Origin of the sequence: Streptosporangium becharense, assembly GCF_014204985.1 — a bacterium.
GTDB lineage: Bacteria > Actinomycetota > Actinomycetes > Streptosporangiales > Streptosporangiaceae > Streptosporangium > Streptosporangium becharense.
On sequence record NZ_JACHMP010000001.1, the window covers coordinates 3,493,408 to 3,515,246 of the forward strand.

The window sequence follows — 21,839 nt, forward strand, 5'->3', positions numbered from 1 at the left end:
ACGAGAGGAGAGGCATGGACGTGACGGACACCGCGGACACGACCGGTGCCGTGAACACACCGAACCCCGCGAACGCACCGGCCCTCGCGAACGCACCGAACCCCGGCGACACGGCGGGCACCCGGAACACGACGGACGCCATGGCCGCCGGCTTCGAACTCCCGTGGGAACTGCAGGCGCACGAGCCGCCGGAGGCCAGAGGGCTGGCCCGTGACGGGGTGCGCCTGCTCGTCGCACACCGCGACACCGGGGAGATCGGCCACCACGCGTTCACCGACCTGCCCGGCCTGCTCCGCCCCGGTGACCTGCTGGTGGTCAACAACTCCGCGACGCTGCCGGCCGCGGTCCGCCTCGACCGGCTCGCGGTGCACTTCTCCACCGAGCGCGAGGACGGGACCTGGCTGGTCGAGCTGCGCCGGCGCGGGGGACCCCGGACACCGGAGGGCGCCGGGCCGGAGCGGGGGCCGGCCGGGAGGCCGGAGAGCGCCGCAGAGCCCTACCGGGGCGGTGCGGACGGGGAGTGGCTGCCGCTGCCGGGCGGGGCGACGCTCCGGCTGCTGGGGCGGGAGACGCCCCGGTTGTGGCGGGCCGCGCTGGACCGCGACGTCCCCGCGTACCTGCGGCGGTACGGCGTGCCGATCCGCTACTCGTACGTGGACCGGGACTGGCCGCTGACCGCCTACCAGACCGTGTTCGCGGTGCACCCGGGGAGCGCGGAGATGCCCAGCGCGGGACGGCCGTTCACCGCCGCCCTGGTGACCGCCCTGGTGTCACGCGGGATCGGCGTCGCGCCGATCACCCTGCACACCGGGGTGGCCTCGCCGGAGAAGCACGAACCGCCCTACCCGGAGCGGTTCGAGGTGCCCGTGAGCACGGCGCGGCTGGTGGAGCTCACGCGCGGGTCCGGCGGCCGGGTGGTCGCGGTCGGCACGACGGTGGTGCGGGCACTGGAGACGGCGGCGCTGGCCACCGGCCGGGTGCGGGCGGCACGGGGCTGGACCTCGCACGTGGTGACCCCCGAGGCGGGGGTACGGGCGGTGGACGGACTGCTCACCGGGTTGCACGAGCCCCGTTCCAGCCACCTGATGATGCTCTCGGCGATCGCCGGAGGGGAACTGCTGTCGCGCTCCTACGCGCAGGCGCTCGGGCGGGGGTACCTCTGGCACGAGTTCGGCGACGTCCACCTCATCATCGGCTGAGCGGCCCGGACCGCCCTGCCCGGGACGCCCACAGGTCGCCGGCCAGTCAGTCACAAGGGGTTTCCAAGTCGGATCCCGCATGCTGATCGCAGCACCCAATGGGGGATCCCGAATTCCGACTGGAGTAAGAAATGCGCCGGCACCTGACCGCGTTCGCCGCCCTCGCCGTGGCGGGAGGCATGCTGCTCACCCCTGGAACCGCGAACGCCGCGGCACCGCAGGCCGCTGCACAGGGAACGGCGGCCCAGGCCGACCAGCCCCTCTCGCCGCTGAAGACGGACATCTTCGCCCCGCGCGTGACCTGGCCGGGTGACCCGATCGTCTACACGCTCAAGATCAAGAACGTCGGCAAGTGGTACACCGACATCGCCTACGTCGGCGGCTACCTGCCCAAGCAGGTCTCCAAGGTCCGCATCATCAGCAAGCCCAAGGGTGCGTACTGCGAGGTCACCGGCCGCGAGGTCGGCTGCCTGCTCGACACCCTCAACCCCGGCAAGTCGACCACCCTCAAGATCCGGGCGTGGGTGAACCGCAACGCTCGCGGCACCGCCGTCGCCGAGTTCGGCTCGGCCTCCATCGACATCCCCGCGGGCGGGCTCGGCACCTTCGACATCCACGGCATCGACGTCGGCACCGACATCAAGTACGGGCGAGTGAAGACCAAGATCATTCGCTAGTCCGCCTCCTTGCGGGGAGATGCTCCCCGAAGAGGACTCGGAGCGCCCGGAGGCCGCCCGCAGCTGGCGGCCGGTCGGTGCGGGACCCCGTTCCGCCTGCGTGACGCGGCGCCGGGCGCTCCGCTAAATCTGCCGTAGAAAATACAATTTCTACATACATCAAAATATGTGATAAAACGCTGCGGTCCTTCTGGGGCGTTCCAAGCGTCCCCTCACTCTTCGACTGGGAGATGTTTGATGCGCCATCCGATCTCCAGGATCGCAGCCCTCACCCTGGCGGCCTCGCTGGCCGGCGGCGTGCTGTTCGCCGCCCCCGCCTCGGCCGCCCCCGCGCAGGCTCCGGTTCAGGCCCCCGCGTCCGCCGTCAAGACGGCGGACGAGCCCTACTCCTCCTTCAAGGTCAGCATCTCGGCGCCGAAGAAGGTCCGGGCGGGCGGGAAGATCACCTACACGGTCAAGGCCGTCAACGGGGGCCCGCACCTGGCCGACACGTTCTACATGGGCGGCGCCCTGCCCAAGAACTCCAAGATCACCGCGATCTACGGCCCCAAGGGCTCCGAGTGCGACGTCTACGATGACGGCTTCTGGTGCTGGTACCCGCGCGCCATCAAGGTGGGCGAGCAGGCCACCCTCCGGATCACCGTCAAGCTCACCAACCGGGCTCGCGGCACCGCCGAGGCCATCCTCGGCGTCGACGCCTACGACCTGCCGAACGGCGCCGAGAACCTGTCCCGGGACGAGTACGAGCGCCTGGGCATCAAGAGCTGGTACTTCGTGAAGAAGGCCAAGACCAAGATCGTCCGCTGACGGCACGTCTCGGAAGCCCCGTCCTGCGCAGGGCGGGGCTTCTCACGTTCCCGGGACACGAACCCGGCACCGGCGGGACCGCGGGGCGGGAACGGTCCGTCAGCCGGGTCGCGGCCTCCGAGCACTCCGGACCACCATCAGCAGCTTTTATATGATTTATCCCATTAAATTAGTTAATGACCTTTTTCGCGTTTCCCGGCTCCGGAGAAGAATCCCCCGGATGGACTTCCCCGTTTCCCGCGATGTTCACCTCCCGCCCACCTGTTCCCCGATGGATTTCTCCGCGCCGCTCCGAGGAGACACGGCCTCCCCACGGGAGGCGACCTCCTGGAGGGACACAGTCCTCCGGAGGGCACGCCCTTCGGAGGGACGCTTCCCCAGCAGGACACGGCCTCCAGGGGCGGTTCCCCGGAGAGTGCGGGCAACCTCATATGCGCTGCGCTCCCTCACCCGGCAGGATTCCCCCATGACGAGTTCCGCGGGCCGCGTGACCCATGGCTGAGCTGAGGGTCGTCCTGGCCGAGGACCACTATCTGGTGCGGGAGGGCACCCGCCGCCTCCTGGAGGCTTCGGGAGAGATCTCGGTGGTCGCCGCCGTGGGCACCGCCGACGAACTGCTCGACGCCGCACGGCGGCTCACGCCCGACACGGTGGTGACCGACATCCGCATGCCGGGCTCCGCCGAGCTCGTGCGTCCGGGAATGGAGGGCATCGACGCCGCCCACCGGATCCGCGCGGAGTCGCGGGGCATCGGGGTCGTGGTGCTCTCCCAGTTCGCCGACGCGATGTTCGCCCTCGACCTGTTCAAGGACGGCACCGAGGGACGGGCCTACCTGCTCAAGGACAGGGTCGGCGACATCGACGAGTTGTTCGGCGCGATCAGGTCGGTGGCCGAGGGCGGCTCGGTGATCGACCCCAAGGTGGTGGAAGGGCTGCTGGCCAGGCGAGGGGTGCGGAGCAGCCCGCCGCCCGCCGAGCTGACCCCCAGGGAACTGGACGTGCTCAGGGAGATGGCCCACGGCCTGTCCAACGGCGGTATCGCACGTGCCCTGCACCTGTCGGTCTCCGCGATCGAGAAGCACGTCAACTCGATCTTCATGAAGCTGGCCCTGGAGAACAGCCCCGACACCCACCGCCGGGTGGCGGCCGTCATCGCCTACCTGGGATCATCGGGCTAGACCGGGGACCCGGCGCCTCCTCGTGGAGGGCCGCCGCCCTCACCCGGCGGCCATGCTCCGCAGCAGGCGGGCCAGCAGCCGGGAGAGCTGTTCCCGCTCCTCTTCCGAGAGCCCGTCCAGCAGCGTCTGAAGGCCGCGTACATGATCCTCGACGGCCTCCTCCACCAGCCTCCGCCCCCGATCCAGAAGCCGCAGGAGCACGCCGCGGCCGTCGGCCGGATCGGGGACACGAACCAGCAACCCGGCCGCCTCCAACCGGTCGACGCGGTTCGTGGTCGCCGCGGGCGACAGCAGCAGCGACGAGGCGAGCGCTCCCGCGGAAAGCTCCTCACCACTCCGGTACAGCGTGGCCAGCACGTCGAACTCGCCGCGGTTGAGACCGTGGACCCGTAGCGTGGCGGTCATGGCGGCGTTGGCCAGGGTGTCGGCCCTGCTGAGCCGCCCGAACAGCGCCATCGGCCGGGCGTCGACGCCGGGCCGCCGGGCCGCCCACTGGTCGGCCATCTCCCGTATGCCAAGATCCGGATCCTTCACCGAGATATTTTTACATCGAACCACAGGGGCGGTCCGTCATCACCCCGGAACGGGCCCGCCGGCGGCGCCACGACACGGAACCATCGAGTGCGGAGCCCGGATCCCCGCGACAGGATCCCTTCAAGCCCGGGAGGCGGCGGGAACGCGCCCGTGGACGCGGCCGCGACGCGCGGTCAGGCGGCGACCGGGACGTCGTGCGCGGCGCCGACGACCACCACCGAGGCGACGGACGACTCGGCCGCCCAGGCCAGTGCCCTGCGGTCGTCTCCCCGGACCTCGGGCAGCACCGTCACCTCCACCGTCAGGCGCCGGATGGCCACCACGCGGCGTACCGAGGCCCACAGCGTGTCGTCCCCGACGAAGGCGGAGGCGGTCGCGGGAGTACCGGACGGTCCCAGATATCTGAGCGCCACCGGTCTGACCGGGGCTCCGGCGTCCAGCGCCGCCTGGAAGACGGCCGGGCGGAACGTGCCCATCTTCCGGCCGCACCACGTGGTCCCCTCGGGGAAGGCCGCCACCGCGTGGCCTCCGGCGAGCGCCGCGGCCATCCGGCTCACGGCCACGGGCAGGGCGGACAGCCGCTCCCGGTCGATGAAGAACACTCCCGCGACCGTCGCCAGCACACCGATCACCGGCCATCCCAGCACGTCACGCTTGGCCAGCAGGTGACACGGCTGAGCCGCCACCATGACGAGCGGGTCCAGCCAGGACACGTGGTTGGCCACGAACAGCGGGGCGGCCTGCGGGCTGCCCCGCCCCGGCGGATCGAGATCGGGCCCGGCGGCCGGGACGGAACGGTACCCGGAAGCCGGGACGATCCGGCCCCGGGCCATCCGGACGGTCCGGGGTCCGGTGGCCGAACCGGCCAGGAAGGTGAACCCCTGCCGCGCCTCCACCCGGACGCCGATCGCGCGCAACAGCAGCCTGGACCAGGCTCCCGCCAACCGGATCCGGCCACGGTCCCCCAGACCGGTGGCCACCAGCGCGAACGCCACCCCGGACAGGAGCACCAGTGTCACGGCCGTCAGCCGCAGGACCCTGCGCGGCCAGGCGGCTGTCACCTCCGGTGGCGTGAGGCACGCGGCGGGCGTGCACGGTGCCGCCGGCAGCCACGGGTTCATGACGCCCCGCCCAGGAAGCGGCGCAGGTAGCGCGTGTGCAGGTTCCCCATCGGGAGGAGTACGAAGAAGTCGGCCGTGCCGAAGGCCGGATCGTGAGCCGGCGGACCGCAGACCCACGCACCCAGCCGCAGGTACGCGCGGAGCAACGGCGGGAGCGGAGGCCGCGCCGTCGCCTCGGCCACCGGCCCCGCCCCCTCGCCCGGTCGCGGGGGAGCCGCCGCCTGCACGGGGACCGGCGCGAAGGTCCGGTCCGGCCGCCACGGACGGTGGGGCCTGACCCGGTACTCGGGCGGGGAGAGCGGCACCCGTTCCGCGATCCCGTCGGCGTCCGCCACCGGCACCGAGCAGCACCCGCCCAGCCAGCCGTACCCGCCGGCGGCCATGTAGCGGGCGATGCCCGCCCACATCAACCCGATCACCGCTCCGCCCCGGTGATCGGGATGCACGCAGGCCCGGCCCGCCTCGACCATGGCCGGCCGTATCCCCGCCAGCGCGGCCAGATCGAACTCCGACTCGGAGTAGAGCCGGTCGGCCCTGCGCGGGGCGAGCAGCCGGTAGGTGCCGACGACCTCGTCCGTCTCGGCGTGCCGTACCAGGAGGTGGTCGCAGTAGGCGTCGAGCGGGTCGACGTCCAGACCGGTGATGGGACTGTCCAGCCGAGCACCCATCTCCTCGGCGAACACCCGGTGACGCAGGCGCTGCGCCTGCCTCATCTCGGCAGCGGTACCGGCGAGCCCGACGGTGTAACGAGCGACGCGCGGCTCAACGGGAAGGGTCGTCATGGACTCATGAAGACAGTCCCAGGTGACGCGGGACCTGGAAGGGCCACGAATTCCAGGCGTCCGGATGGTGAACCGCATTAACGGCCGAATCGGGAGCCAAGTAGCGTAGGACACGATGAACCAGCGCACGCTCCTGATCACGTTGACCGGCCCGGACCGACCGGGCGTGACCTCCCGCCTCTTCTCGGTGCTGGCGGGCTTCCCCGTCGTCGTCTCGGACGTGGAACAGGTCGTCATCCGCAACCGGCTCACGCTGGGCGTCCTCGTCTCGTACGCGGGTGACACACCGACCGGCACCGGCGGCACCCTCGGCGCGCTCTGGACCGCCGTCGAACGCACCGCGGAGGACCTGGGCCTGCACGTGGAACTCTCCACCGGGTCCGACCCGAAGGAGAAGCGCAGGCGGGGACGGCTCAACGTCACCGTACTCGGCTCTCCCCTCCAGCCCTCCGCGATGGCGGGCATCGCGGGGCGGATCGCCGCCGCCGGGGCCAACATCGACCGGATCGAACGCCTGTCCAGCTACCCGGTCACCTGCATCGAACTGTCCGTCTCGGGGGCCGACCCCGACAGTCTCCGCGCGGACCTCGCCGCCGAGGCGCACGTCCAGCAGGTCGACGTGGCCGTGCAGCGGTCCGGTCTGCACCGCAGGGCCAAGCGTCTGATCGTGATGGACGTCGACTCGACGCTCATCCAGGCCGAGGTCATCGAATTGCTGGCCGCGCACGCCGGCTGCCTGGACGAGGTCGCCCGGGTCACCGAGGAGGCGATGCGCGGCGAGCTCGACTTCGCCGAGTCGCTGCGCCGCCGCGTCGCGCTGCTGGAAGGACTGTCCGCGGAGGTCTTCGAGAAGGTCCGCAAGGAGGTCGTGCTGACCCCCGGCGCCCGCACCCTGGTCCGCACCCTCAAGCGGCTCGACTACCGGTTCGCGATCGTCAGCGGCGGGTTCACCCAGCTCACCGACGCCCTCGTCGAGGATCTCGGCATCGACTACTCCGCCGCCAACACCCTGGAGGTCGTCGACGGAGTGCTCACCGGGCGGGTGCTCGGTGAGATCGTCGACCGGCCGGGCAAGGCGCGGGCCCTGGAGCGCTTCGCCCGTGAGGCCGGCATCCCGATCAGCCAGACCGTGGCCATCGGCGACGGCGCCAACGACCTTGACATGATCGCGGCGGCCGGTCTCGGCATCGCGTTCAACGCCAAGCCCGTCGTCCGCCAGGCGGCCGACACCGCCGTCAACGTCCCCTACCTCGACTCGATCCTCTACCTGCTGGGCATCCCCCGCGCCGAGGTCGAGGAAGCCGACGCGGAGGACGGCGTCGCGCGCTGAGCGCTCCCCGGCCCGGCGCCCCGGAGGTTCAGTGCTCTTCCGGGCTCCACCGGGCCACCCGGCGACCGCCGTCCAGTTCGGCCCATTCCCCGGCGACCTCGATGACGGTGAACGAGCCCGGCGGGAACCCGGGGCCGCCGGGCTCCTGCGTGAGGTCCCGGACCAGCTGGTGGACACCGGGGTTGTGGCCGACCAGCAGCAGCGTGCGCACCTGCGGGTCGCTCCGCCGGATCAGGGTCAGCAACTCGTCGGAGTACGCCTCGTAGACAGCGTGCTCCACCACGATGTCCGCGCCGGGAAGGGCCAGCTCCGCGGTACGCCTGGTGCGCACCGACGGCGAGCAGAGCACCAGGTCGGGCCGGACCCCCATGCCGGAGATCGTCTCCCCCGCCCTGCGGGCGTCGCGCTCACCTTCGCCGGTGAGGGGCCGCTCCCGGTCGGCGAGGCCGGGGACCTGGGCCGCCGCGGCGTGGCGCAGGACGACCAGTGTGCGCGCCGTCACCGCGCCGCCCACATGGCCAGGCCCGCGATCGCCGCGAGCACCACGGCCATCGCCAGCAGGATGAGCAGGAGCGCCTTGCCACCGGAAGGCGGTTGTTCCGTCAAGGGAATCGCCTCCCTGTCGTGGTTCCGCCGTTCGAAACGGTCAAGACTCGGCCGTCGCCCGCCTCTGTCGAGGGGAGGGAGAGGCCGCTCTCTTCGGAGAGTGGAGGATTCACAACGCCCAGTTTCCCACCGCGATGCTCCGCACGCGCGAAAGGGGTGCGCGGAGCCCACGCACCCCTCCCGTCAGACCTCGCCCGTCAGACCTCGCCCGGCTCAGACGAGCACCCCGCACCGGGCCTCACACGCGGCGACGGCGCGCTCCCGCCGGGCCTCGTTCGCTCCCGCCGGGCCTCATACCCGGTTACGGCGTGTCCCGGCGGGCCGCACTCAGCTGGAGACGACCTGCTCGCGCTCCCGGTCGACGCTGCCCTCCCGCTCCGGCGCGAGACCGGCCGAGCGGCGCTTGGAGACGATCACCGCCGCGACGATGATGCCGACCGCGAGCACCGAGATCCCGACCCGCAGCGCCGTGTTGTCCGCGTACGCCACCACCGCCGGGGCGATCAGCAGCGCCACCAGGTTCATCACCTTCAGCAACGGGTTGATCGCCGGGCCCGCGGTGTCCTTGAACGGGTCGCCGACGGTGTCGCCGATGACGGTGGCCGAGTGGGCCTCGGACCCCTTGCCGCCGTGGTGGCCGTCCTCGACCAGTTTCTTGGCGTTGTCCCAGGCACCACCGGAGTTGGCCAGGAAGACCGCCATCAGCGTGCCGCAGGCGATGGCGCCGGCCAGGAAAGCGCCGAGCGGCGCGTATCCGAGCGCGAAGCCGACCGCGATCGGCGTCAGCACGGCGAGCAGGCCGGGCGTGGCCAGCTCCCGCAGTGAGTCGCGGGTGCAGATGTCGACGACCCTGCCGTAGTCGGGCAGCTCCGTACCGTTCATGATCCCCGGCTTGGAGCGGAACTGCTCGCGGACCTCCATGACCACCCGCCCGGCCGCGCGGCCGACCGCCAGGATCGCCAGACCGGAGAACATGAACACCACCGAAGCGCCGATGATCAATCCGACCAGCACGTTCGGGGAGTCGACGCTCAGGCTGAACGTGCCGAACCCGCCGAGCGCCTCCCGTACCGACTGGGTGGCCGTGGCCAGCTGGGTCTCGATCGCCGTACGGAACGCGCCGAACAGCGCGGTCGCCGCGAGCACCGCCGTCGCGATCGCGATGCCCTTGGTGATGGCCTTGGTGGTGTTGCCGACGGCGTCCAGCGAGGTGAGCACCCGGGCACCCTCACCCTCGACGTCACCGGACATCTCGGCGATGCCCTGGGCGTTGTCGGATACCGGGCCGAAGGTGTCCATCGACACGATCACACCGACCGTGGTCAGCAGGCCGGTGCCCGCCAGCGCGACGGCGAACAGGGCGATGGTGACGTTGCCGAAGCCCAGCAGGAAGGCGCCGTAGACGGCGGCGCCGATGACCAGGGCCGAGTAGACCGCCGACTCCAGGCCGACGCTGATGCCGGACAGGATGACCGTGGCGGCGCCGGTGCGGGAGCTCTCGCCGATGTCCCGCACCGGGCGGCGGTTCGTCTCGGTGAAGTATCCGGTGAGGATCTGGATGGCGCTGGCCAGGACGAGGCCGATGAGCACCGCGCCGATCGCGATCAGACGCGGGTCGGAGGTGATCGCGGCGATCTCCGCGCTCACACCGGTCAGCCCGGCGAAGCTGCTCGGCAGGTAGAGGAAGGCCGCGACGGCGACGAGAACCGCCGAGATGGCCGCGGAGATGAAGAAGCCGCGGTTGATCGCGGCCATGCCGTTGCGGTCACGACTGCGCGGAGCGGTGGCGAAGATGCCGATGATGGCGGTCAGCACACCGATCATGGGTACGACGAGCGGGAAGACCAGGCCCTCGACGCCGAAGGCCACCTTGCCCAGGATCAGGCTGGCGACCAGCATGACCGCGTAGGACTCGAACAGGTCGGCGGCCATGCCCGCGCAGTCGCCCACGTTGTCGCCCACGTTGTCGGCGATGGTGGCGGCGTTGCGCGGGTCGTCCTCGGGGATGCCCTGCTCGACCTTGCCGACCAGGTCGGCCCCGACGTCGGCGGCCTTGGTGAAGATGCCGCCGCCGACCCGCATGAACATGGCGAGCAGCGCGGCGCCGAAGCCGAAGCCCTCCAGCACGGCCGGCGCCTCACCGCCGTAGACGATCACGACCACGGCGGCGCCGAGCAGGCCGAGACCGACGGTGATCATGCCTGCCACACCGCCGGTGCGGAAGGCGATCCGCATCGCGACCTTCTCCCCCGACTCACGGGCGGCGGCGGCGACGCGGAGGTTCCCCCGAACCGCGAGCCACATGCCGATGAAGCCGGTCAGTGCGGAGAACAACGCGCCGACCACGAAGAAAAGGGACCTGCCTATCGCGACGCCGGTCGACTCGGCGGGCAGCAGGTACAGCAGGAACGGGATCAGGATGACGAAGAGCACGAGCGTCCGGAACTGCCGCGCCAGATAGGCGGAAGCCCCTTCCTGGACGGCTCGTGCGATGTTCTGCATGCGCTCGGTGCCTTGACCGGCGGCCAGCACTTCGCGCACCAGAACTCCGGCGACGGCGAGTGCGAGCAGGGCCACGACGGCGACCACGATCACGATGGTGAAATGGGAACCGCTCAGGGATACCGCTGGCTGATCGACAGCGGCGAGATGGAGCACAGACATCCGACTCTCCTCGGCAAGACGGGTAGACGTCCTGCCCGGAGTGCGCTGCTTCATCTGGTAGGCGGGCGGAGCGGCGCACATCCGGGATTGGTTGGCAGTGCCGCTTCCAGTTGCGTCCGCAGACCCCTCCGGACGGCTCGCTCGCGGGCCGTCCGGAGGATAAACCTTGGCCGGTGCCGGGAGTCTACGCAGCAAAGACGCGGATATGAAGCCTCTCCAGGCCGCTAATTGACAACGCGTCAAGCGCCCTCTGTCGACCGGCCTGCTTATAAGGTCATTTAGACCGCCACGCCTAACCCGTGCACGTCTGTTTCTTCCCCATTTCGGGCAACATAATAATAAATTATGTTTTAATCAAAATTAGGGGCCTTCATACGGAAAGCCGGGCACGTCCGCGTGGACGTGCCCGGCTGCCGAAGTCGTCTGTCAGACCGGAGACAGGCCGTTCGTCGCCGCCGGCCAGCTCATGCGTATGCGCATGCCCTTCTGGCTCGGGTAGACCTGAACGTCGTCGGCCAGGCCCGCGATGACAGCGATGCCGAACCCCGACATCAAGGCATCAGGAAGCTGACCGAAGGGATCGTCGAACCCCAGAAGGCCGCGATCGTGCTCCAGTTCGTCACTCGGGGCGGAGTCGGTGACGGTCACCTCGAAGCGCCCCGGGTCATCACGCAGCTCGATCCGGATCGGCTCTCCCGGACAGTGGAGACGATGTGCCTCCACGGCCCGCGAGCACGCCTCACCGACGGCGAGCCGCACCTCGTCCAGTAGCGACTCCTCCACGCCGGTGCGTCGCGCGATCGCCGTGGCGACCAGACGCGCCGTCCGGACGTGCGCGGGAAGCGCGCTGAACGTCAGCTCGACGGTAGCCACGACTACTTGTCTCGACCGTGAGCTTCCTTGGCCTCCTTGACCGAGGCGTAGATCCCGAAGACCTTGGTCAGGCCGGTGATCCGGAAAATCTTCAGGATGCGCTCCTGGGTGCAGACCAGCTCCAGCGAGCCGTCATGCGCCCGAACCCGCTTGAGCCCCCCGACCAGGACCCCGAGGCCCGTGGAGTCAAGGAAGTCCACCTTCTCCATGTTGACGAGCAGGTGGAAGTTTCCCTTGTTGACCAGGTCGATCAGGAGCTCACGCAATCTGGGCGCGGTGTAGACATCGATCTCACCTTCCACCTCAACGATGGTGAGACGGTCATCCGAATGGTGGTCCAACTTCAGAGCATCCACAGATCCTCCAGCGCCTTGACTGCGAAGTACTGATGGGCGAGCCCCCAGGACCGGCTACGGCCCCGATGACAAGCCCTGACGCGCGGCATTCAACCATGCGTACGCTCAGTGTCTATACGAAATCACGATTCCCGGCGACTCTGCCCACAGATGCAAGACTGGAAACCAGTGACTCCGCCCACATCTTCGCCCCTCCGCACGGGTACCGCGCTCGACCGGCTGCTCGGCGTTCCCGCACGTCGCGGACGTGTCACCCACGTTGAACACGTTTCCGCACGTCAGGCCGGGGAGACCCGCTGGCCCGACTGGGTCGACGAGCGACTGGTTACGCGCTGGGCGAACCTCGGCGTCACCGGCCTCTGGCCGCACCAGGCGGAGGCCGCCGACCTGGTCAGATGTGGCCAAAACGTGATCATCGCCACAGGCACCGCTTCGGGCAAGTCACTCTCCTACCTGGTGCCGGCCCTCTCCGCGGTCTTCGACGGCGGCACGGTCCTCTATCTGTCGCCCACCAAGGCGCTGGCCGCCGACCAGCTCCGTGTCCTGGCGGAGCTCGACGTCCCCGAGCTCCGTGCGGCCACCTACGACGGCGACACCCCCTTCGAGGAGCGGGTCTGGGTCCGCAAACACGCCAACTACGTCCTCACCAACCCGGACATGCTCCACCGCGGCCTGCTGCCCCGGCACGCGCAGTGGTCGTCCTTCTGGCGGCGGCTGCGTCTGGTCGTCGTGGACGAGTGCCACGGTTACCGGGGCGTCTTCGGCTCGCACGTCGCGCAGATCCTGCGCCGCCTGCGCCGGATCTGCGCGCGGTACGGCTCCGGACCCGGTTTCGTGCTCTCCTCGGCCACCGCCGGCGATCCCGGCGCCTTCGCGACACGTCTGACGGGCCTTCAGGCGGCCGAGGTGACCACGGACGCCTCCCCCCGGGGCGCGACGACGTTCGTCCTGTGGGAGCCGCCCCTGACCGATCTGCGCGGCGAGGGAGGCGCTCCCCTGCGCCGCACGGCCACCGCCGAGAGCGCCGAACTCATGGCCGACCTCGTGCTGTCCGACGTCCGCACCCTGGCCTTCGTCCGTTCGCGGCGGGCCGCCGAGACCGTGGCTCTCACCACGCGGGCCAGGCTCGAAGACCTCGTCTCCGGCGCCGGCCTGCCTGCGGACCTGCCGGACAGGGTGGCCGCCTACCGGGCCGGATACCTGGCGGACGACCGCCGGAGCCTGGAGAAGGCGTTGCGCTCGGGCGACCTGCTCGGGCTGGCGACGACCAACGCGCTGGAGCTCGGCGTCGACGTGTCGGGGCTGGACGCCGTGCTGATCGCCGGATGGCCCGGCACCCGCGCCTCTCTCTGGCAGCAGGCCGGACGCGCCGGGCGCGACGGGGCGGACGCGCTGGCGGTGCTCATCGCCAGGGACGACCCCCTCGACACCTACCTGGTCCACCATCCCGAGGCTCTGTTCGGCCGCCCGGTGGAGACCATCGTGCTCGACCCCGACAACCCGTACGTGCTGGCCCCGCATCTGTGCGCGGCGGCCGCGGAGATCCCGCTCACCCGGGACGATCTGCACCTGTTCGGCCCCGCGGCCGAAGAGGTGCTCCGCGCTCTGGTCAGGGACGGGATGTTGCGGGAACGTGCCACGGGCTGGTACTGGACCAGCCGGGAGCGGGCCGCCGACCTCGCCGACCTCCGCGGGGCGGGCGGCGCTCCGGTGCAGGTCGTGGAGATGTCCACCGGACGGCTGCTCGGCACCGTGGACGAACCCTCCGCCCACGCGGCGGTGCACACCGGCGCCGTCTACGTGCATCAGGGGGAGACGTTCGTGGTGGCCGAACTCGACCTGCAGGCGGGAGTCGCCCTGGTCGAGGCGGGCAAGCCCGAGTACATGACCTTCGCAAGAGACGTCACCGACATCTCGGTCATCGAATCGCTCCGTTCGCGTCCTCTCGGGCCGGGTGAGCTGCACCTCGGCACAGTGGAGGTCACCAACCAGGTGGTGTCCTATCTCAAGCGCGGGGTCCAGAGCGGTGAGCTTCTCGGTGACGAACCCCTCGACCTGCCTCCACGCACCCTGCGGACCCGCGCCGTCTGGTGGACGCTGCCCGCCTCGGCGGTCGCCCCCCTGGCCCGGGACGGCGTCGACCTCGGCGGAGCGGCGCACGCCGCCGAACACGCCGCCATCGGCCTGCTGCCGCTGTTCGCCACCTGCGACCGCTGGGACATCGGAGGCGTCTCCACCGAACTCCACCCCGACACCGAGTTGCTCACCGTCTTCGTCTACGACGGCCACGAGGGCGGCGCGGGCTTCGCCGAACGCGGCTACGCACGTGCTCTCGACTGGCTCACGGCCACCCGCGAGGCCATCGCCTCCTGCGAGTGCGAGCACGGCTGCCCCTCCTGCATCCAGTCACCCAAGTGCGGCAACGGCAACGACCCCCTGGACAAGACTGGAGCCCTCCGGCTCCTGGCGGTCCTTCTCGGTCTCGACCCGTCCCGTGGCCGGGAGAACCTGCCCTGCGGTCAAGGGCCTTCGGCGAGTTAACGGTCCGGCGGCTCAGCGCCGACTCGCACCTTCAGAAGACGACCTGGCGGCCCGGCATCGACTCGCACCTTCAGAAGACGACCTGGCGGCTCAGCGCCGACTCGCACCTCCGAAATAGTGATCGCAAGTGAGGGGGAGAACGGTTCGGACGCCGCTTCGCTAACGGTTCGGATGCCGCATTACTACATGAACGACTCCCAAAGAGGTGTGATTCGATCACGATCCTATTCCGGAAGGCTCCCATCAGAGGAAAGAGCTGTCCGGAAAACACCAGCATCATTGCGCGGGCGACTGTGGGCCCCGACCGGTGATCACACATTCGGGCCGGCCGGTCGAGGCCGATACGAGGACGGGTGAGGTCCCCGTCCGCACTCGGGGACAAGTCAAGGCCGGCAGCTGACGATCAAAGGCTGGCGTCACACGGATGTCACCTATCACCGCAGCCCAAGAGCATGATCACATGCAACGTCGAGCTTTCAGATTCAGAGGCGACCACGAATCAGCACGCCGAGCCCGCATTGGCCCGAACAACATGAATCACACACCAGGCCCAGGCCCAATCCACTGGACGCAAATCTATACACCAGGCCCAGAACTAGCCGCCGACCACGAATCGGTACATCGGGCCCAGAATCACCCCATTGGGCGCGTAGATCCGCATGCCGAGCCCGAATCAGCCCGCACAACACGAATCACACACCAGGCCAGGCCCAGCCCGCCGACCACGCATCAGCACGCCGACCCCAGACCCAGCCCATTGGAGGCGGATCGACATGCCAGGCGCAAGTCAACACCTCCGTACGCACGACCACTTAGGGAACTTATGTCACTTTCAGCGAACTTTGATCAGTTAAATCCGTTTTCAAGTTATACAACGGTTTTATTGATATTTCACACCCATGTGGTGATTTATAACTATTGATCACCTATGGGCTCGCTATCCGGGGCATGACGATAGGGAGCTTTTCACCATGCTGCTTCGCCCACCCGGCGAGTCCCCATCCGCACGAATCAGCCTCATGAACAAGATCACGGCCAGCCTCGCAAGCAAGACCACCACCGCCTCATTCACCGGGACCGGTGATGTGCACGGGCCCCGCACGTGCCCGCGCCGTGACCCGCGTACCGCCTGATCCGAACGGCACAGGCAGCGACAGCCATACGGCGGCCTGGACATCGGCTATGCCGTCGTCACCGACGGAGCATCGGGTGATCTCCGCCCCGTTACCGGCGGCGATCAGTGAGGCCTTCCCACAGCTCTCACCGGGATCGGCGAAGGCCACCCGGGCGGCGGCGAGCGCGCTCAGATCGGCGGCCGCCTGCGCTTGGTGCCGGGCCACTCTGACCGCGCCGGTGAACACGACCGCCATCACCACCGCGAAGAGCAACGCCGCCAACCCGACGGCCCAGACTGTCGCCGACCCCCGTTCCCCATCGCCCCGGAAAGGCCCTCCCCCATCGCCCCGCAAAGGCCAGGACATCGTCCTCCTGCCGCATCGGGCGGAACCCTTCATGATCATTGACCTGCCTCCGGCTCGACGGCGGAGACCGCAGTCGCCCGGACGGTGACCCCTGGAAGAGAGGTGCCCCATTGCGGTCTGACGTGCACCGACACCTCCACCCGGGCCACATCGGCACCTCGGGTCACCACGACTCGCGCACCCGCCGGGACCGCTGCCAGGACGCTGCTCCGGACCCGCTCCAACGGCTCACCACGCGAGACGGCCCGAGCCCCCGCACGGGCGGCGTCCACGCACTCGAGCCGGGCCTCGACCGCCGCCACGGCCCATAGTCCGGCCGCCAGCACCACCATCAGGGCAGGCAGCACCGCGGCCGTCTCAGCGGTCACCGACCCTTTGCACCGGTGGGCGGCGAGCATCACCGCCACGGGGTCACCCGGCCACGGTCAGTGCCCGGTTGATCAGCGCCGTGATCATCTGCTGGACCTCCGAGCTCGTCACCACCTTGAAAAGGAGCGCCGCGAAGGCGCAGGCGGCGATGGTTCCGACCGCGTACTCGGTGGTGGACATGCCACGCTCACGGTGCGGACCGGTGATCAGCAGCGCCCATCGGGCACGCACCCACCCCGTCAGGTCATGTCGCATGCTGACGGCCTTCATCGGACGCATGGTTACCTCCTGAGGTCTTCGCCAGGCACATCGCCCGGCATCAGTGAAGTCAGGCTCTTCCATCGGCTCGCGGCCCAGCGGGGGTGAACGGTGTTCTGTGGACAAGTCGAGGTTGTCCACAACCTGTGCGCCGTACGACGCCCCCTCGGGAGACCAGTGCTCAGCGAAACGGCCTCCGATGAGGAGGCCAAGCACCCTTGGTGGCCTCACCGTCTTCGATGAGGAGGCCGTGCGCCCATGATGACCTCTTCCGGAGGAGGCCGGACGGCGTGCGCCTGTTCGCGGTCGTGTCAAGGCCACGGCGCACCTCCGCGTCTCCCGCGGTGAGCCGGCCGTCTCCCCGACGGGAGGGAACCGGTCGACAGCGGGAGGGAGCCGGCCGACAGGAGGGAACGGCCGATGGTCTCGCGAGAAGAAAGGAGACCGGCCGGTGGGCCGGTGGAGGAGAGCCAACTGGTGGGGGAATCGGAACAGACCGGTGGGCCGGTGAGGGTAGGTGCGGAGAAAATCTCCGACGACAGGTGAACCCTGGCCGCCCAAGTGGAGGCCGGTGGTGGGACGTGTGATCATCCGGCCGGGAGATCGTCGGCGGGATGAACGAGGGTCACGAACGGGGAGCACCTTCGCCGCTTGTCCACAGGATGCAACCTCCCCCTGTGGACAACTCGGATATCCAGAGAAAAATCTGTGGATAACTTATGGCAGCAGCACCTCACTGGCCAGACCTGCCACAACGGGGATGATTCCAAGGAAGACGAAGGCGGGCAGAAAACACAGCCCGAGCGGGGCGACCACCTGGACGCCGACCCGCTGGACGGCCGCCGCGGACGCGGCACGGGCCGCATGCCGGGAGTCGTCCGCGAGGCGGGTGAGAACGTCGGCCACCGGAGCACCGCTGAGCGCGGCCCGGTTCATCGTCCGCGCCAGGAAGGTGAGCGGGCGTTCGGTCGCCAGGGCCTGCCATGCCGTCTCCGGCGTGGCCCCAAGCCGCAGTTGGCCGCCGACCCAGACCAGGCGGTCACCGAGCGGCCCGCCGATCGCCTCCGCCGTGACGTCGAGGGCTCCGGTGATCGGTTGCCCGGCACGGAGGCAGGCGACCATGAGATCTGCCGCCAGCGGAAGATCCGCCGCCACCCGCTCACGCTCCCGCCTCAGCTCCGATGGTTCCCGCCGACGCAGGACAACCAGGGCGATCGTGGCACCGGCCGTTCCGGCCACTCCTCCGGGCATACCGCCGACGGCGAGGAACACCGTCAGCCCGACGGCGAATGAGATCGTCACCTCACCCCGGCTCGGTCGCCGCCCCCATGCCGGATCGTGCGCCTGTCCGGTGGCGGTTGCCGGCCGCGGCGAGAACGGGACTCCACCGGTCTCCGGTTTCCCCGTGGCGGTCGCCGGACGCGACCGGAGCGGGACCCCACCGGTCTCCGGTCTCATCTCGGAAGGGCCATCGGCAGCCACCGAACGCCGGGCTCCGCGAATGCGGTCTGCGGGATCGCCGCGGGTGTTCCACAACCACCCGGCGATCGCGGCGAGCGCCACGGCCAGCCAACCAATCATGGGATCCTCCCTGTGTTCGCTTCAGTTCCCGTCTCGACCGGCCGCACGGTCTCGACCGGCCAGCCGCAGGACCTCAGCCAGCCATACGATCTCAACCTGCCGACCACATGTCCTCGATGGCTGCACGACCTCAGCCGGTCACCCGCCCTCGACCTGCCGGATGAGCCCGCATAAACCCAGTCGGCCGCGCGGTGGTGGGCCTGACTCCGGCCAGCCGGAGTCAGGCCCGGGTCAGGGCCCATGAGGACAGGATCGGGTCAGGCCCATGGGGTCACGCCCAGATCAGGGCCCATGGGGTCAGGCCCAGGTCAGGCCCGCTGTGCGCGAACCACCAGGCGGTGGGTCCACCACAGGCCGCAGGCGTCGAGCGCGAGACCGAGGATCAGGCATCCCGCGCCTGCCGGGCCACCGAAGAGAAAATGCAACGGGCGCATGCCGAGGCCTGCCGCCATCGTGATGCCGAGAACGGGCAGGCCCGCCAGGAGCCGGGCGGTGGCCCGGGGGCCGGCGAGCTGGGCGGTGACATTGCGACGGTGCGCCTGTGCCTCGCGAAGGGAGGCGGTGACGCGCTCGACGAGGACGGACAGGCCCGCCCCGGTGGTCACGCTGACCTTCCAGCAGGCGGCCAGGGCGTGGAAAGCCTCGCCGCCCTCCTCGGGAGCGACCGCGAGCAGGGCGGCGGGGACGTCACCTCCGTCTCGTGCCGCCGCGACCAGTGGACGCAGGACCACGGGGTCGGGAAAACTCGCGGCCTGAACCGCACGGGCCAGCGACTCACCGGCGGTCCGCCCTGCGGACAGCTCGGCCGACAGCCCCTGACACAGCTCGATCGACGCGGTCCGCCACGCGGCGGCACGCCCCGCAGGCCGAGAGCGGCGGGCGAATCTCTCCCGCAGGGAGTGTGACATGGCCGGACCGCGCCGGTTCATCCGGTGCAGACGGGTGGTCCCGCGATCGGGGCCGGTCCACAGCCACACCGCCACGGCGGTGAGCGCCAGCACCGCTCCCGCCGTCATGGCCCCTCCCTCCGCGCCGGAGCAGCCGGGCTCTCCAGCGTGGGCGGGCGGAGCGGGCGGCCCGGGGGTGGTGGACCGCCGGTCGTGGAAGAGCGCACCGAACGCGAGGAGGTGTAAGGGCTGCGGCGGAGGGCGACGGGAAGCAGGACGCCCGGGGCTCGGGCGGCCAGTGTAGGCAGACCGGGGCCGGCGACCACACCTCCGTCCGGGGTGAACGTGAGAGCCGGCTCGGCGTCGACCAGACCGGAGGGGCGGCGGATCATCATGCAGATCTCAGCGACCCGGCGACGGCCACCGGCGTGGTCGCGGACGAGGTGGATCACAACGTCGAGGGCCGCCGCGATCTGGCTGTGGACCGCCTCCCTGCTGAGACCGGCGGCGCAGGCGAGGGCTTCAAGCCTGGGCGGCACGTCGGTCGCCGTATTGGCGTGCAGGGTGCCGCAACCACCCTCATGGCCGGTGTTGAGCGCCGCCAGAAGGTCGACGACCTCCGCACCTCTGACCTCACCGACCACGAGGCGGTCGGGACGCATCCGCAGGGCCTGGCGGACCAGGTCGCGCAGGCCCACGCCGCCCGCGCCCTCGATGTTGGGCGGGCGGGACTCCAGGCGCACCACATGGGGATGGAGCGGCCTCAACTCGGCCGAGTCTTCGACCAGCAACAGCCGCTCACCGGGATCCGCCAGCGACAGCAGGGCCGAGAGCATCGTGGTCTTCCCGGTTCCGGTGCCGCCGGTGACCAGGAAGGCGAGCCTCGACTCGATCACCGCGGTAAGGACGGGCACGCAGTCGGCCCGGACGGCACCCGCCGCGACGAGGTTGGGAAGGGTGAAGGTGCACCGGGGTGGCAGCCGCAGGGACAGGCAGGTGCCGTTGGGTGCCACAGGTGGGAGAACCGCGTGGAGCCGGACGCCGCCGGCGAGACGTGCGTCGACGTGGGGACAGGCGTCGTCCAGGCGTCTGCCGGCGGCCGAGGCGAGACGCTGGGCGAGTCTCCGGAGCGCGTCCTCGTCGGGGAAGACGATCTGGGTGAGGCGCAGGCCGCGGCCGTCGTCGACCCACACTTCGCGAGGGCCGTTCACCAGAACGTCGGTGACCTCGGGCTCGGCCAGCAGCGGCTCCAGCGGACCGGCGCCGATCAGATCGGCGCACAGGACCCGGGCGACCGCCAGGATCTCCGCGTCACCGAGCATCGCCCGCTCGGCACGGAGCGCGACCGCGACGTGCGCGGCACTGGGCTCGACCCCGGCGTGGGCCAACCGCAACCGGACCGCCTCCACCAGCTCGGGCGGAACGGCGGTGGTGTTCTCAGCCCGTCTCATGCGTCCGGCCCGAGCACGGCGTCGAGGAACGAGCCGCAGAACCGGCCAAGGGAGGTGCGGCGACCGGTCGGGGGGACGTCACCGCGGTTGAGCATGGCGGTGAGGCGTGGCTGATCGGGGATGCTCCCGGCGTACGGCACGCCGAGTGAGCCGGTCACCACCTCATGGTCCAGCACGCCGTCACGCACGATGGCCCGCACCTCGCCGGTGTGCTTACGCAACCCGGCGAGCACCTGGGCCGCGGCGAGCACCCCCCGCACGTCGGCGGTGACGACCAGAAGGGTGCTGGTGGCCCGGCCGAGCACCTCCACCGCGGCCTGGTCGAGGTAGCGGGGCAGGTCGACGACCACCAGATCGAAACCGCGCTGCCCGGCTTCGAGGACCGAGCGCATGGCCTCGGCGGGGACCGGCTCGACCTCGCCCCGGTGGAAGGAGAGCACCGTCAGCCCGGCGAAGGTCGGCAGCGCCGCCTGGAGCGCGGTGAAACTGACCCGCCCCTCCCTGGCGACCAGGTCGGACCAGCGCGCCCCGTCGCACTCCTCCTGGCCGAGGAGGACGTCCAGGCCACCACCGAGCGGGTCGGCGTCGATGAGGAGGGTGCGGAGGCGGCGCCGCGAGGCGGTCAGCGCCAGTGAGACGGCCAGCACGCTGGCTCCGGCGCCGCCGCGCCCGGCCGCGACGCACACCACCGCTCCGGGCCGCGTGGGCGGCTCCACGGCGTCGGCGAACTCGTCGACGAGCCGCCGCTCGGCTGAGGGCAGCTCCAGCACGGCCTGCGCACCCACCGCGACGCACTTGCGCCACATGTCGGGATCTTCGGGGGTGCGGGTGGCGAGGAAGACACGAGGACGGGGTGGCGGCCCGACGGCGGCCAGGGCGTCGGCCACGTCACCGCCGACCACCACCAGCGGAGCACGGTTCCAGTAGGGGCGGGCGTGCGCGGGCACGTGGGTGACGTCGAGTTCCGCTCCGGCCGCGGCAGCGACGCGGAGTAGATCGTCAAGCAGATCATGGTCTTCGGTGATGACCAGCGGGCGGTCCACGGGTGCCTCCCTGGGACGCGGGAGCCCGCCGGGGTCACAAGGCGTGTTCGCGCTCTCGGCGGGGCTCCCGGGGTTGCGGGAGGCCCAGCTTCCGGGACGGG

The 21,839-nt window shown here is 70.4% G+C and carries 20 protein-coding genes; 6 read left to right on the forward strand and 14 right to left on the reverse strand.

Going from position 1 to position 21,839, the window contains the following annotated elements; translation table 11 throughout:
• The first annotated feature begins 14 nt into the window (after positions 1–14).
• From F4562_RS15130 to F4562_RS15145, 4 genes are all read left to right on the forward strand, one after another.
• Entirely contained in the window at positions 15–1,199 is a 1,185-nt protein-coding gene (locus F4562_RS15130; protein ID WP_246473438.1) for an S-adenosylmethionine:tRNA ribosyltransferase-isomerase, read from the forward strand.
• Positions 1,200–1,330: 131 nt separating this feature from the next.
• Entirely contained in the window at positions 1,331–1,876 is a 546-nt protein-coding gene (locus F4562_RS15135) for a DUF11 domain-containing protein (RefSeq protein ID WP_184537487.1), read from the forward strand.
• Positions 1,877–2,113: 237 nt separating this feature from the next.
• The gene (locus F4562_RS15140) at positions 2,114–2,683 is read left to right on the forward strand and encodes a DUF11 domain-containing protein (protein ID WP_184537485.1); all 570 of its coding nucleotides are present in this window, start codon (positions 2,114–2,116) and stop codon (positions 2,681–2,683) included.
• 494 nt (positions 2,684–3,177) lie between these two features.
• Positions 3,178–3,861, forward strand: a complete 684-nt coding sequence (locus tag F4562_RS15145) for a response regulator transcription factor (protein WP_184537483.1) — start codon at positions 3,178–3,180, stop codon at positions 3,859–3,861.
• Positions 3,862–3,900: 39 nt separating this feature from the next.
• On the opposite strand, the gene F4562_RS15150 is transcribed toward F4562_RS15145, so the two are convergent.
• From F4562_RS15150 to F4562_RS15160, 3 genes are all read right to left on the reverse strand, one after another.
• Entirely contained in the window at positions 3,901–4,395 is a 495-nt protein-coding gene (locus tag F4562_RS15150; protein WP_184537481.1) for a MarR family winged helix-turn-helix transcriptional regulator, read from the reverse strand.
• Positions 4,396–4,568: 173 nt separating this feature from the next.
• Entirely contained in the window at positions 4,569–5,456 is an 888-nt protein-coding gene (locus F4562_RS34955; protein ID WP_221206088.1) for a lysophospholipid acyltransferase family protein, read from the reverse strand.
• Between the two features lie 56 nt (positions 5,457–5,512).
• Positions 5,513–6,229 (reverse strand): GNAT family N-acetyltransferase, encoded by a 717-nt coding sequence (locus tag F4562_RS15160; protein ID WP_221206086.1) that lies wholly within the window; start codon positions 6,227–6,229, stop codon positions 5,513–5,515.
• Positions 6,230–6,413: 184 nt separating this feature from the next.
• Between F4562_RS15160 and serB the strand changes: the two genes are divergently transcribed.
• A complete protein-coding gene (gene serB, locus F4562_RS15165; RefSeq protein WP_184537477.1) occupies positions 6,414–7,628 on the forward strand; it encodes a phosphoserine phosphatase SerB in 1,215 nt (404 codons plus the stop codon).
• Positions 7,629–7,656: 28 nt separating this feature from the next.
• Here the strand turns inward: serB and F4562_RS15170 are convergent, their stop codons facing one another.
• The 4 genes from F4562_RS15170 to F4562_RS15185 all read right to left on the reverse strand — a co-directional run bounded on the left by F4562_RS15170 (position 7,657) and on the right by F4562_RS15185 (position 12,118).
• Positions 7,657–8,130, reverse strand: coding sequence for a SixA phosphatase family protein (locus F4562_RS15170; protein ID WP_311733797.1), 474 nt, complete (start codon positions 8,128–8,130; stop codon positions 7,657–7,659).
• Between the two features lie 431 nt (positions 8,131–8,561).
• On the reverse strand, positions 8,562–10,898 hold the full coding sequence (locus tag F4562_RS15175) for a sodium-translocating pyrophosphatase (protein ID WP_184537473.1): 2,337 nt from the start codon (positions 10,896–10,898) through the stop codon (positions 8,562–8,564).
• Between the two features lie 426 nt (positions 10,899–11,324).
• Positions 11,325–11,771, reverse strand: a complete 447-nt coding sequence (locus F4562_RS15180; RefSeq protein WP_184537471.1) for an ATP-binding protein — start codon at positions 11,769–11,771, stop codon at positions 11,325–11,327.
• 2 nt (positions 11,772–11,773) lie between these two features.
• Entirely contained in the window at positions 11,774–12,118 is a 345-nt protein-coding gene (locus tag F4562_RS15185; protein ID WP_221206227.1) for an STAS domain-containing protein, read from the reverse strand.
• 159 nt (positions 12,119–12,277) lie between these two features.
• On the opposite strand from F4562_RS15185, the gene F4562_RS15190 reads away from it, so the two are divergent.
• Entirely contained in the window at positions 12,278–14,668 is a 2,391-nt protein-coding gene (locus tag F4562_RS15190) for a DNA 3'-5' helicase SftH (protein WP_184537467.1), read from the forward strand.
• A gap of 1,064 nt (positions 14,669–15,732) precedes the next feature.
• On the opposite strand, the gene F4562_RS15195 is transcribed toward F4562_RS15190, so the two are convergent.
• The 7 genes from F4562_RS15195 to ssd form a co-directional block, all read right to left on the reverse strand.
• Entirely contained in the window at positions 15,733–16,260 is a 528-nt protein-coding gene (locus F4562_RS15195; RefSeq protein ID WP_312872127.1) for an Rv3654c family TadE-like protein, read from the reverse strand.
• A complete protein-coding gene (locus tag F4562_RS15200; protein WP_311733795.1) occupies positions 16,185–16,517 on the reverse strand; it encodes a TadE family type IV pilus minor pilin in 333 nt (110 codons plus the stop codon). Before F4562_RS15200 ends, F4562_RS15195 begins: the two co-directional genes overlap by 76 nt.
• A gap of 43 nt (positions 16,518–16,560) precedes the next feature.
• The gene (locus F4562_RS15205) at positions 16,561–16,797 is read right to left on the reverse strand and encodes a DUF4244 domain-containing protein (RefSeq protein WP_246473439.1); all 237 of its coding nucleotides are present in this window, start codon (positions 16,795–16,797) and stop codon (positions 16,561–16,563) included.
• Between the two features lie 696 nt (positions 16,798–17,493).
• Positions 17,494–18,078 carry a type II secretion system F family protein gene (locus tag F4562_RS15210; protein WP_311733794.1) on the reverse strand — a complete coding sequence of 195 codons (585 nt, stop codon included), beginning with the start codon at positions 18,076–18,078 and terminating at the stop codon, positions 17,494–17,496.
• 587 nt (positions 18,079–18,665) lie between these two features.
• Positions 18,666–19,373: a type II secretion system F family protein gene (locus F4562_RS15215; RefSeq protein WP_184537463.1), complete on the reverse strand. Its 708-nt coding sequence runs from the start codon at positions 19,371–19,373 to the stop codon at positions 18,666–18,668.
• The gene (locus F4562_RS15220) at positions 19,370–20,695 is read right to left on the reverse strand and encodes a TadA family conjugal transfer-associated ATPase (protein WP_246473440.1); all 1,326 of its coding nucleotides are present in this window, start codon (positions 20,693–20,695) and stop codon (positions 19,370–19,372) included. The genes F4562_RS15215 and F4562_RS15220 overlap by 4 nt, the downstream gene beginning before the upstream one ends.
• Positions 20,692–21,738, reverse strand: coding sequence for a septum site-determining protein Ssd (ssd, locus tag F4562_RS15225; RefSeq protein WP_184537461.1), 1,047 nt, complete (start codon positions 21,736–21,738; stop codon positions 20,692–20,694). The genes F4562_RS15220 and ssd overlap by 4 nt, the downstream gene beginning before the upstream one ends.
• Positions 21,739–21,839: the final 101 nt, after the last annotated feature.

Coding starts and splice junctions, on each gene's coding strand:
- F4562_RS15130 (WP_246473438.1), top strand. CDS start 15: ATGGACGTGACGGACACCGCGGACACGACCGGTGCCGTGAACACACCG.
- F4562_RS15135 (WP_184537487.1), top strand. CDS start 1,331: ATGCGCCGGCACCTGACCGCGTTCGCCGCCCTCGCCGTGGCGGGAGGC.
- F4562_RS15140 (WP_184537485.1), top strand. CDS start 2,114: ATGCGCCATCCGATCTCCAGGATCGCAGCCCTCACCCTGGCGGCCTCG.
- F4562_RS15145 (WP_184537483.1), top strand. CDS start 3,178: ATGGCTGAGCTGAGGGTCGTCCTGGCCGAGGACCACTATCTGGTGCGG.
- F4562_RS15160 (WP_221206086.1), bottom strand. CDS start 6,229: ATGAGGCAGGCGCAGCGCCTGCGTCACCGGGTGTTCGCCGAGGAGATG.
- serB (WP_184537477.1), top strand. CDS start 6,414: ATGAACCAGCGCACGCTCCTGATCACGTTGACCGGCCCGGACCGACCG.
- F4562_RS15175 (WP_184537473.1), bottom strand. CDS start 10,898: ATGTCTGTGCTCCATCTCGCCGCTGTCGATCAGCCAGCGGTATCCCTG.
- F4562_RS15190 (WP_184537467.1), top strand. CDS start 12,278: ATGCAAGACTGGAAACCAGTGACTCCGCCCACATCTTCGCCCCTCCGC.
- F4562_RS15195 (WP_312872127.1), bottom strand. CDS start 16,260: ATGGGGCACCTCTCTTCCAGGGGTCACCGTCCGGGCGACTGCGGTCTC.
- F4562_RS15205 (WP_246473439.1), bottom strand. CDS start 16,797: ATGCGTCCGATGAAGGCCGTCAGCATGCGACATGACCTGACGGGGTGG.
- F4562_RS15215 (WP_184537463.1), bottom strand. CDS start 19,373: ATGACGGCGGGAGCGGTGCTGGCGCTCACCGCCGTGGCGGTGTGGCTG.
- F4562_RS15220 (WP_246473440.1), bottom strand. CDS start 20,695: ATGAGACGGGCTGAGAACACCACCGCCGTTCCGCCCGAGCTGGTGGAG.